The sequence below is a fragment of the Acinetobacter sp. LT1 genome (assembly GCF_059800965.1).
Genome location: NZ_JBBAXE010000011.1, coordinates 67,955 through 80,117, shown reverse-complemented (window position 1 = coordinate 80,117; position 12,163 = coordinate 67,955). Strand labels below are relative to the sequence as shown.

Sequence of the window (12,163 nt, the reverse complement as noted above, 5' to 3'; positions counted from 1 at the left end):
TTTTTCTCGATGTTCCGCGGCTGGTAAGCAAGCTTAAATTACTTTGCCTTCACAAGAGTAAAGCGATTGAGTATAGCAATCATGGTTAATAAAACCGCCACTCCTGATAAGACGGTAGTTAGGCTAGTCCACTGGCCAATCAAACCAATTAAGGCTGGGCCACTTAATGAACCTGTATAAGCAATCGTTGACACTAAAGACAGTGCCGCTGCTTTAGGCATATCATTTTGGCGTCCAACACGAGAGAACATGACTGGTACAATATTAGAACAGCCTAAACCTAAAAGTGCATAACCCAATACGACAACTTGCCAAACAGGTGCCATCACAATAGTGACCATAGCAAGAGCAGCAACAATTGCACTATAAGTCACAATAGTTTTCTCACCCCACTGTTTTAACAAGATATGCCCTGCAAAACGACCACTTGTCATACTAAGCGCGAAGAAAGTATAAGCCAGCCCAGCAAAGGCAGGATTAAGCTGGTATTTACTAGTTAAATAAATACCACCCCAGTCCATTGCCGCACCTTCTGACAAAAAGGCAATAAAACACATCATCCCAATCAAAAGGATCGTACCATTCGGACGTGAAGATTTTTTAGGCGCGTCAGTTATTTCCGCTGCACCTTGTTCATCTTGCTCAAATGTTGTTAAGGCAGATGGAATGGCAACAAAGCTCACCACCAATAAAACCATGACTACAGACAATGTGCTCATGAGTGGTGAAAGGCCAATTGCTAATAGTGCAGTGACAAGCATGGCACCGATTAAACCGCCAAGGCTACACATACCATGAAAACTAGACATGAGCGCACGTAAGCTGTGCTTTTCCACCACAACTGCTTGTAAATTAATAGCAACGCCAAGACTACCTGCTGCCGTACCAAAAATGAATAACGCTACAGCCATCGATACAAGACTATGCCAGATCGTTAAACTTGGTAGTAATACCATCAAGAGTATGGTCGCCACAGCAATTAATGGACGACATCCCCAACGCTTAACTAAAGCCCCAGTCGCAGGCATAGCAATCATTGAGCCGATTCCCATACAAAGCAGCAATAAACCAAAATTTGCGTGATTTAGGTTTAAACGTTGCTGAGCATACGGAATAAGTGGTGCCCATGCAGATATCGCAAAGCCCAAGCTAAAAAAGCTAAGACGAGTTGCTAATCGTTGTGTACTTAAGAGAGTAGCTGTATCTAAAACAGCAGGTTTGGAAAATAACATATACGCGAAGCTCACCATAAAACCATTGGCGATCCATACCAACCGATTCCCCATAGAAAAACCCTTGCCTCATTAAATTTCTAGGCAAGGGTTTTTGTTGGCGAAATTATATCCAATTCCACAAAAAAAACATGGGGTCTGATACAAATTTTCTGACTTTTTTGTAACTGCCAAAGCCTTATGTAATAAGGCTTTGAATATATTCAATTTGGCAGAATTAACATTTAAATGGTGACTTCATTTTATTAAAATGAGCCAATAAAAAAACCCAGCCTAAGCTGGGTTTTTCAAGTCATTAAATTTGAGACTGGATATAATTTTGTAGGCCAATCAGTTCAATTAAACGCAACTGTTTTTCAAGCCAATAAGTATGGTCTTCTTCAGTATCTGATAATTGTTGACGTAACATGTCACGACTGATGTAGTCGCCTTTTTCTTCACAAAGTTTAATACCTGTCGCTAATTTTTCACGCACATGATATTCAAGTGCTAAATCAGCTTTTAAGCAAGATACAACGTCTGTACCAACATTGATATCTTCACGATGCATGTTTGGTTTGGCACCTAAAAATAATACACGACGAATAATCGCATCGGCGTGAGACGCTTCTTCTTGCATCTCATGGTCAATACGTTCATAAATCTTGTTTAAGCCCCAATCTTCATACATACGAGAATGGATTAAATATTGATCACGGGCAGCCAACTCTCCGCCAATGAGCATATTTAAATAGTCTATGACTTCTGGATTGCCACGCATAATAAATCTCCTATCGTATGAGTCTATTATGGGCAAACTTAAAAATGATTGCAAAACAAAAAATAGTTAAGTTTATGATTTTTATCAAATTAAAATGAGAAACATACGCATTTGCAGTTTAAGTTATTTAAATTTCCTTTGCAAAAAGAAACGCTTGTCCGATTTATAAGCTCAGACAAGCGTTCAAATATAGCAAAAACCATCAATTTATAAATTTGTAACTAAAATCAATGGTTCTTATTTCGCTAACCTTTTAGCTCAAAGTTTGCCCATAGCCTGCCATGAGTGATAAGAAATCTGTTTCATTCATGACAGGGATACCTAACTTTGCAGCTTTTTCTAATTTTGAACCCGCCTTCTCACCAGCAACTACACATTTTGTTTTGCTAGAAACACTCCCACTTACTCGTGCACCTAATGCTTGTAGCATTTGAGTGGCCTGATCACGGGTCATTTGCTCTAATGTACCTGTAAGTACCCAGCTTTCACCATTTAAAGGCTGACGCGTTGGTGCTGTTGGCGCATCCCAATGAATTCCTGCAGCAATTAAACGATCGAGTACTTCAATGTTATGCGGTGCCAAGAAAAAGTCAGCAATCCACTCTGCTGTAATATCCCCTACGTCTGGGGTTTTCTTTAAAGCTTCTACATTCGCAGCTTTAAGAGCCTCAAGCGTCTGGAATGTATTTGCTAACATTCTAGCCGTTGTTTCACCTACTCCACGAATACCTAATGCATAAATAAAACGTGCTAGAGTTGTTTTCTTACTTGCTTCAATCGCATCTATTAAGTTCTGTACTGACTTTTCTCCCATTTTTTCGATGCCCAACAGAGTTTCTCTGTGCTCATGCAAATGGTAAATATCAGCAACATCTTTAAGTAAATCGAGACGTAATAAAGATTCTACCCAACGATCTCCCAAACCCTCGATATCCATCGCTTTACGCGATACAAAGTGACGAATGGCTTCAATACGCTGTGCGGCACAATATAAACCGCCTGAACAACGTGCGAGAGCCTCACCTTCAGGCATCACTACAGGCGAAGCACATACTGGGCAGGACTCTGGTAAATGAACAACTTCTGCTTCAGCAGGACGGAACTCCGGCCAAACTTTTTCTACTTTAGGGATCACGTCACCCGTACGATATACACTTACCGTATCGCCAATGCGTACATCCAGACGATGAATTTCCCCAATATTATGCAACGTTACGTTAGAAACAGTCACACCACCCACAAAAACAGGGTTTAAGCGTGCTACAGGGGTCAAAGTCCCTGTACGCCCTACTTGCCAGTCAATCTGCTCAACTGTAGTTAATGCAGCTTGTGCCGGGAATTTATAAGCAGTTGCCCAGCGTGGTTCACGACTTAAGAAACCAAGCTGCTGTTGTTGTTTTAGGTCATCAACCTTCACCACCATGCCATCAATTTCAACTTGCAAGTTTGGACGTTCTTGCTGAATTTGCTCATAGCGCTGCTGTACTTCTTGAATTGAATTACACAAGTACTGACGCTCAGCAATTTGGAACCCAAGTTCCGTTAACCATTGCAAGCTATCATGCATGGTTGTTAGGCCATGATTTGGTTCACACTGTGCAATCCCATACGCATAAAATGCCAAAGGTCGAGCAGCAGCAATATTTGGATCAAGTTGTCTTAAACTTCCAGCGGCTGCATTTCGAGGGTTAGCGAAGGTTTTTTCTCCCTTTGCTTCTTGGTCAGCATTGAGTTTTTCAAAACCAGACTTTGGCATCAATACTTCACCACGTACTTCAAGTAGACGAGGTATTTCATATTTTTCTGAATGCAGAACTTTAGGTAAGTTACGAATGGTTTTAACATTTTGAGTAATGTCTTCACCCGTTTCGCCATCCCCACGGGTTACGCCGCGAACGAGTACGCCATTTTCATACCATAGTGAAATCGCAAGGCCATCGAGTTTTAACTCAACTTCATATTGTACTTTCTGGTTCGGAAGTCGCTCTTCTACACGGCGTGCAAATGCAAATAAGTCTTCTTGGTTAAATACATTACCAAGTGAAAGCATTGGCACCACATGTGTCACACTCTCAAATTTTGAAAGCGCTTGACCACCTACTTTCGTTGTTGGTGAGTCGGCTTGTACAAATTCCGGATATTGTTCTTCTAAAGCTTTTAACTGATGAAATAAATGATCATATTCACTGTCCGAGATTGTCGGCTGATCCATGACATAGTAGGCATGGTTATGCTTTGCAATCAGTTGAATAAGCTGACGCATCTGTTCGATCACGGAAGTTATTGCCATTATTTTATTCACCATAAAAAAGGGTGGAAATTTCTCCACCCTGAGCTGCGACTAGATATATTGCAATTATCGCAACCTATACCAAAAATTTAAACTAGGCTGTTGCCTGTGCTGGACGATAATCAATCACATGATGGCGCCAATGTTCTTTTAACTGTGGCGTAAATTCAAGGTTATTTTCATCATAAACCTTACCATCAATTTCACGAGCAATAAGGCCTGCAATACTGGTCATCATGTCAAAACCGGTAACAGCTTTGCTGTTTGGAAGTGCAAGGAAAAATGCTAAACCTTGAACTTGCTCAGTCGATAAAGTTTCTAAATCGAAACCAGCAGGACCATTATCAGTCATACGCAATACAGAGAACATCAATGCACTCGGCTCATCGGTATTTTCATAGCGGTGGAAACAAGACATTTCACCGTAACGTAGACCATATTTTAAAAGCACTTTCAGTGCTTTATCACCCGATAACGCACGGCGCGGATTTGGATATACATTTAATGCGATAATCTGCTCAGCCATTGCTAACGCACTTTCATCATCAAAACGCTGCTGCTCATGTAAATGTACATCAAGAATGTTGCTTTCACCTTCAAACTCAGCAATTTCAGCAGTTTCGATATTTGGATTTAAGCTTAATTCCGGCTCAGTTTTCGGTTGCCCTTCTGCAACTTTTGGTTCTGATGAGCTAACAACTTCTGGTTCAGCAGAAACGGTATCAACTAACTCAACTGAACTATTTTCACTTACAATTGGGCTAACAGTATTTTCTTCAGCTTTAACTTCTTCTACTTCTACTGGCGTATTTTCAACGGGTACTTGTGTCTGGACTGTTTGAGCTTGTGAAGCCTGTTCTAGTTCTTTTGTTCCCTTTTCTTCTGACTGTGCTGGCTCGCTTAAAGTTGGTTCCACTCGTTCAGCAACGGCTGCTGACGCAACAGTAACTTCTGGCTGTTCAAGTTGATCTCGTACATGACGAGGGATAACCGGTTGATTACTTTCAGGATTAATATGCAAATCACTGTCTAGCGAGGGTTCAGCATGGTTCGGCTTTTTTAAAATCATTCTTAAGCCAATTAGCATGATAATAATGGCAACAACGATGCCAATAATCGTATTGATTTCCATTCTATGACTCCGAAACTAACCCGTATTCTTTTGCCTGTTCTAAATTGACAGTGACTAATTTTGATGTACCCGGTTCAGGCATGGTTACACCCAACAAGTCAGTTGCCATGGTCATCGCCAGCTTATTATGTGTAATGTAAATGAATTGTACATGTTCAGAAAGCTCTTTTACCAAATTACAATATCTCTGTACATTCGCATCGTCGAGTGGAGCGTCCACTTCATCGAGTACACAAAACGGTGCCGGATTTAACCTGAAAATAGCAAATACTAATGCTAACGCTGTTAACGCTTTTTCTCCACCGGAAAGTAATGCTAGAGAACTGTTTTTCTTACCCGGTGGTCTCGCCATGAGCTTAACCCCAGATTGCCAATCATCCTCAAGGCTTAAACTGGCTTCACCACCATTAAAAACTTTTGGAAATAGATTTTGTAACTCTTGATTAATCTGATCAAAAGTCGACATAAACAACTTACGGGTTTCTTGGTCAATGCTCTTCATCGCATCTTTTAACTGAGTTACCGTATTTTCCAAGTCTTGAATTTGGTGGCTCAACTCATCAAAACGCTGAGAAACTTCTTCAAACTCTTGTGAAGCAGCTAAGTTAACTGCACCGATTTTTTCAAACTGTTTCTGTACTTTTTCTAGTTTTTGCTGGTGTTCAGTTAAATCTATTTTCAAACCCGTTTGAAGCTCGGCATTTAACTCTTTGAGCTGTTCTTGATAGTGCTCACGATCCGACTTGGCGGCTTGCCATGCTAAACGTTTGGCTTCAAGCTGCTCTCTAAGCTTTTCATCTTGCTGTTGGTATTGATGGCGTTGGTCTGTAAGCGTTTGTTGCTTCTCTTGGACACTATTAAGCTCAATCTGCCATTCATTCCATGTCTTTTGCAGCTTTTCGGTTTGAGCAAATTGTTGTTGAAACTCTGACTCAAGGTTTGGCAACTCTAACTGAATAGGGTCAACAAACTTTTTCGCCTGTTCCATTTGCGCTGTAATTTGTTGATATTGGCTCTGCAAGAACGAAATATCTTTTTCAAGTAACTCAATCTGTTGAGTTGTCTGCGTACTATTACGGCGTAAAATCTCGCGCTCTTGCTGCTGCTGTTGCAAGACTTGTTGCTGTTCTTCAAGCTGCTCTGTTAATTCTTCTACCTGAAATTGCAAAGTTTTATAGTCAGGTAAAATGGTTTCGAGCTTCATTGCCAATGCATGCAAATCAATTTCCAGATCATCTTTTTGCATCGCATCTTCTTCAAGCTGCGTATCTAATTGAGCGAGTTGATCTTTCAATTGCTGTTTTTGCAATAAAAATGCTTGTGCTGCGGTTTGTTGCTTGGCAATTTGTACATCAAGCTGTTGCAAGTCTTTTTGTTTTTGTTTAATGACTTGTTGTTTTTGCTGTAGGTCAACTTGTAACTGTCCTAGCTCATCTTTTTGCTGAACTATAATTTGATCTAATGCTTGTAATTCTGGTTGCTGCTTTTGAAGAACTTGTTCAATTTCGTCTAGACGAATACGATGACTAAGCATACCTTGCGCACTTTGACTTTCGTCATCATACATAAGAGCAATTACCCAATCTTGCCCGACATGATAACCATCTAAAGTCAAAATAGACTGGCCATATTGCAGTTGTTTTTGTTCATTTAAAGCATGAGATAAATCTTGTGTAATTGCTACATTCGAGAATATTGATAGCTGTGGCGATGCAATCCAATCATTCAAGCAAGTCAGGTTCCTCTTAAATTTGCTTGATTGCTCTGAAGGCTTTAACTGGCGAGCAATTCCTTCCTGAAAGGCTTGTTCAGTTTCAACAATATGTGCCTGTAACCAATTTGCTAAAAACTTTTCAATAATTTGTGCGTGTGGTTTGCCCTGCTCTGTTAACTCTAGAGCCTGCATTAAACGTAGCGTATCTTGGTTTTGCTTTGGACTTTGTTTAGCAACAAGCTGGCTTAAGTTTTTCTGCTCTGATAATAAAACCTGTATTTCTGTTTTTAACGTTTGCTGCTGGTTTTTATTTGTCTGATGCGCTTGTTGAGCTTGTTCAATACGCTGCACATACTGCTCAATTTCAGCTTCTAGCGTTGAGATTTCACGACAAAGCTGCTGCTGTAATTGCTCAAGCTCGCCTTGTTCATCTTCGTGTACTTGCGATTGGATCTGGTTTGCTTGATGTTGCAGCGTTTCTTTTTGCTGTTCAATGCGCTGAACATTTTTGCCTAATTGCTCGATTTGAGCAGACATTTGCATTTTTTGCTGCTGTTGTTTTTCAACCTGAGCTTTTACTTGCTCAAATTGTTGCTGCGCTTGTCGTTGCTGTGATTGTAAACCGGCAAAATTTTGCTCTGCTTCAGCTGCTGTATGCTCAATTGCAGTTAAAGCTTCGGTTTGCTCTTCTAACTGGCTATTCAGTGTTTCGAGTTGCAATTCAGAAAGCTGTAAACGTTCTTTAGTTTGGGCTTTTTGCTGTTCTAACTGAACGAGAGTTGTACTATTTTGCTGAAATAAACTTTGTTTTTGCTCTAGAGTCATTTTCAGTTCAGACAGTTTCTTTTCAGCTTGTTGCCATTCTTGTTGTAACGGTGAAGATTGCTGAATAAGTCTCTGAAATAAAGCACTGGTAGATTCTAAATCATGTTCAATCGTACTTAATTCTGAACGAACTAATTTAAATGTTTCCCCCAGTTCGTTCATTTGAACGGTATATTCTTCTTGTAGGCGTACACTTTTCTCTGCCTGAAAAGACAAAATTTCAATTTTTAGGGTACGAATCTGGCTTTCTAATGTTTTATATTGAACCGCTGCTTCTGACTGGCGTTTAAGCGTTTTAAGTTGTGATTTTAACTCAAGCGCAATATCTTCCAAGCGTGAAAGGTTTTGCTCCGTATGTTCAAGGTGCTGCAAGGTTTCGCGGCGACGCGCCTGATAACGGGAAACACCTGCCGCCTCTTCAATGAAAATACGCATTTCTTCTGGCTTGGCATCAACCAAGCGGTTAATCATGCCTTGTTCAATGACTGCGTAAGAGCGTGGCCCTAACCCTGTGCCCAAGAAAATGTCAGTAATATCACGGCGGCGACAACGTGTACCATTTAAGAAATACTCAGATTTACCTTCGCGGGTCACCTGACGACGAACTGCGAGCTCATTATAAGCGTTATAAGCTCCACCTAATTTGCCATAGGTATTGTCAAAACGCAGTTCTACACTGGCAACCCCAACAGGTTTACGCTTGGATGTTCCGGTAAAAATAACATCTTGCATGCTACCACCACGTAGCTGACGAGCGTTTGACTCCCCCATCACCCAGCGAATTGCATCAATAACATTGGATTTGCCACAACCATTTGGACCAACCACTGCTGTGCGGTTCGCCTTAAAATTTAAAGTTGTACTATCTGCAAAAGATTTAAAGCCGGAAAGTTTTAAACTGCTTAAACGCATAATGCCCTAACTAGCGGCGTGAGCGTCTCGCCCAAGCCAATTCAATCTGTTTCATTCGTGTTAGCGATTCCAACACAAGGTTACGTAAGTGTCGACAAAAATCTTCCATAAATAAAGCGGCTTGTTGTGATTTTCGGATCAAAATTGCATCAGTCACGAGTTTAAATAATGCAAACGCTTCTTGCAGTTCCCGTTTAGAGGTATTTAGCGTCAAAAAATAACTACGACGTAATGATGGTAATAATTCTTTATAAAATTTCATTAAATAAGGATTACCGACCATATCTTGTTGTTCAGCAAGATATTGGAAAATAGCATCGTAGAATTTTTCGATATCGCCTGCTTTTACATGCTCAAGAAGCTGTTCTAGCAAAAGCTGTAATTGATCAGCTTCATGGGCACGCCATGTTTCGCTTATGCGTTGTACAATATGCCCCAATAACATCATATTTGTATCAAACAACGCTTTGACCTGTTGTGCCGACATTTCCGAAACAATTGCACCACGACGCGGAAAAATTTCAATGAGATGCGTACGCTCGAGTAATAATAGCGCCTCACGAACTGATCCCCTACTTACGTCAAGTTCTTTAGCGATACGAAGCTCTTGTATGCGTTCGCCTTCAACCAATTCGCCACTAATAATCTGTTCGCTAATATATTTGACAATTTGCTCAGAAAGACTTTCTGTCTCTTCGAGATTCATAAATCACCCGCTACTTTTTATATGCATTAATCCATGCTTTTCTTTCGCATCCTTGTTTTTAACTGATCCCATCCATTAAAAACTATGTCATTGTCTGACAATTTTATTGCATTTTAAGCCAACCCACCCAAAATCCATACACAAATCGGATGAAAAACTCACCGTTAATCTTTTCAAGTCTTCAAATAAAAAAAAGCTTAAACCGTGAGAGTCTAAGCTTTCTTTTCTATATATTTTTAATAAAACGTTTTTAATTCATAAAACCTTTATAAATAAAGTAACTGCCGACCACGACTAACAAGCAAGCAAAGCATTTTTTTAGCATTTGTGGTGACAATGCGTGGGCAACCTTAGCCCCAAGTTTAGCAGTGACAAAACTCATGACACTAATACCAATAAAAGCGTAGATATGGATATATCCAATCGTATTAGGTACAGAAATGTGCTCTTTAGCACCAAACCACATAAAACCAATTGCACCTGCAATAGCAATAGGTAAACCACAAGCAGCAGAGGTCGCAACTGCTTTTTGCATGACTACGCCATGACGGTTTAAATATGGGACAGTTAAGCTTCCGCCTCCAATACCAAAAATTGCAGAGGCAATACCAATGCCTCCACCCGCCATAAATTGCATAGGGGTTGAAGGAAGCTGACGTGTTGGGTCAACCACAACATGGGCTCCTTTGAACATCCGATAAGCCATCACAACAGCAAAGATACCAATAAGAAGCTGTAAATGCTGTCCAGACAAAAGGTCGGCAATACCTGCACCTAAAAAGGAACCAATCACTAGTCCCGGTGCTAAATTACGAAAAACAGGCCAGAGGACTGCACCTTTTTTATGATGAGCCGAAACTGAACTAAAGGAAGTCACAATAATGGTTGCTAGGGAGGTTCCGACTGCAATATGCATGATTACAGCGGGATCATAGTGCAACTGGGTAAAAACGACATAGAGAATTGGTACAATAATTAGTCCACCACCAACTCCAAACAGTCCGGCAGTAAAACCAGCAATTGCGCCAATGAGTAAATATATGATTAACTCCATAAATGTTTTACCACTCTGCTCATATTCAACATGGATTTAGAGACTCGCCAACTACAACAACTTTTAAGCGCAAAAAACCAGCTTCCAGAAGTGGTTTTATTAAAAGCAACCACAACTTCGACCAATGATGATATTCGTGAAATTGCCCAAAAAGGCATTACAACAGGCTTGGTTTGCAGTGCTCAACAAACTCAAGGGCGAGGTCAACATCAACGGCAATGGATTTCACCTGAAGGAAACATTTATTTAAGCACATTGGTGCAAACTCGAACACCCTTAGATGGTCGCTTAGCACTTGAAGTTGCTCTGAATATTTTGCAAATCCCACAGTTACAAGCTCTTAATCTGCAAGTGAAATGGCCAAACGATTTATATAGTGCTCAGGGCAAATGGGGTGGAATTTTAGTCGAACCACTGTCTCAGCATCAAGCTATTGTAGGTGTAGGTATTAATTTAAAAACACCACCAGTGACTGATAGTGATCAACCAATTACCTCTTTAGAAGATTTGGGCCTAGAGCAAATGGGTCGTCTTGAGTTAATTTCAGAACTTTATATTGCGATTCAAAATGCTGCTCGCTGGTTTGATCATGGCTGCTACAATTTAGCAGGGCGTTTTAACCATCATGCGGCATGGATTAATCAGCTAGTTCAGTTTGAACATAGTCAAGGACTGGTGCATGGCCGTTTCGTTGGAATCTCCAATGAAGGAGCAGTAATTCTTGAAACTCCAGAACCACAGCATTTTTATCAAGGTCGCCTAAGACCACAAACAACTCAGTAATCAGGTATTTCCCCCATGAAAAGTTTATGGCTTGATATCGGAAACACCCGTTTAAAGTATTGGATTACTGAAAATCAGCAAATTATTGAACATGCAGCTGAGCTACATTTGCAATCTCCTGCCGATTTATTACTTGGGTTAATCCAACACTTTAAACATCAAGGTCTACATCGCATTGGAATTTCTTCGGTACTTGATACCGAGAATAATCAACGCATTCAGCAGATTTTAAAATGGCTTGAAATTCCAGTAGTTTTTGCGAAAGTTCACTCTGAATATGCAGGTTTACAGTGTGGTTATGAAGTTCCAAGTCAACTCGGGATTGACCGCTGGTTACAAGTGTTAGCTGTAGCTCAAGCAGATGAAAACTATTGCATTATTGGTTGCGGAACAGCGCTCACAATTGACCTAACTCAAGGTAAACAGCATTTAGGAGGTTACATCCTGCCTAATTTGTATTTGCAGCGAGATGCTCTTATTCAAAATACCAAGGGTATTAAAATTCCAGACTCAGCTTTTGACAATCTAAATCCGGGTAATAACACTGTAGATGCAGTACATCACGGTATTTTATTAGGCCTGATTAGTACCATTGAAAATATTATGCAGCAATCACCTAAAAAGCTGCTGCTGACTGGTGGTGATGCAAAACTATTTGCCAAGTTCTTACAAAAATATGAGCCTGTGGTAGAAACTGATCTTTTACTCAAAGGGTTACAGCAATATATTGCTCATTACCCTAAAGATTAAAATAC

Annotated in this window: 9 protein-coding genes; 2 read left to right on the top strand and 7 right to left on the bottom strand. The window is 40.3% G+C overall.

Going from position 1 to position 12,163, the window contains the following annotated elements; genetic code table 11:
* Nucleotides 1-38: 38 nt before the first annotated feature.
* The 7 genes from WBW42_RS12320 to WBW42_RS12290 form a co-directional block, all read right to left on the bottom strand.
* Entirely contained in the window at nt 39-1,232 is a 1,194-nt protein-coding gene (locus WBW42_RS12320) for an MFS transporter (RefSeq protein ID WP_001992131.1), read from the bottom strand.
* Nucleotides 1,233-1,527: 295 nt separating this feature from the next.
* Nucleotides 1,528-1,992: a heteropolymeric bacterioferritin subunit Ftn gene (ftn, locus tag WBW42_RS12315; protein ID WP_001214863.1), complete on the bottom strand. Its 465-nt coding sequence runs from the start codon at nt 1,990-1,992 to the stop codon at nt 1,528-1,530.
* Nucleotides 1,993-2,245: 253 nt separating this feature from the next.
* Nucleotides 2,246-4,282: an NAD-dependent DNA ligase LigA gene (gene ligA, locus WBW42_RS12310; protein WP_001018835.1), complete on the bottom strand. Its 2,037-nt coding sequence runs from the start codon at nt 4,280-4,282 to the stop codon at nt 2,246-2,248.
* A gap of 94 nt (nt 4,283-4,376) precedes the next feature.
* The gene (locus WBW42_RS12305) at nt 4,377-5,414 is read right to left on the bottom strand and encodes a cell division protein ZipA C-terminal FtsZ-binding domain-containing protein (RefSeq protein WP_032033740.1); all 1,038 of its coding nucleotides are present in this window, start codon (nt 5,412-5,414) and stop codon (nt 4,377-4,379) included.
* A 1-nt stretch (nt 5,415) separates the two neighbouring features.
* Nucleotides 5,416-8,865 carry a chromosome segregation protein SMC gene (gene smc, locus WBW42_RS12300; RefSeq protein WP_032033741.1) on the bottom strand — a complete coding sequence of 1,150 codons (3,450 nt, stop codon included), beginning with the start codon at nt 8,863-8,865 and terminating at the stop codon, nt 5,416-5,418.
* A 10-nt stretch (nt 8,866-8,875) separates the two neighbouring features.
* Nucleotides 8,876-9,571, bottom strand: a complete 696-nt coding sequence (locus WBW42_RS12295; protein ID WP_001047228.1) for a GntR family transcriptional regulator — start codon at nt 9,569-9,571, stop codon at nt 8,876-8,878.
* 250 nt (nt 9,572-9,821) lie between these two features.
* The gene (locus tag WBW42_RS12290) at nt 9,822-10,625 is read right to left on the bottom strand and encodes a sulfite exporter TauE/SafE family protein (protein WP_000420173.1); all 804 of its coding nucleotides are present in this window, start codon (nt 10,623-10,625) and stop codon (nt 9,822-9,824) included.
* Nucleotides 10,626-10,655: 30 nt separating this feature from the next.
* Here WBW42_RS12290 and WBW42_RS12285 point away from each other — a divergent pair, with 30 nt between their 5' ends.
* Both WBW42_RS12285 and WBW42_RS12280 read left to right on the top strand, forming a co-directional pair.
* The gene (locus WBW42_RS12285) at nt 10,656-11,408 is read left to right on the top strand and encodes a biotin--[acetyl-CoA-carboxylase] ligase (protein WP_032056907.1); all 753 of its coding nucleotides are present in this window, start codon (nt 10,656-10,658) and stop codon (nt 11,406-11,408) included.
* Between the two features lie 15 nt (nt 11,409-11,423).
* The gene (locus WBW42_RS12280) at nt 11,424-12,158 is read left to right on the top strand and encodes a pantothenate kinase (protein ID WP_032006732.1); all 735 of its coding nucleotides are present in this window, start codon (nt 11,424-11,426) and stop codon (nt 12,156-12,158) included.
* Nucleotides 12,159-12,163: the final 5 nt, after the last annotated feature.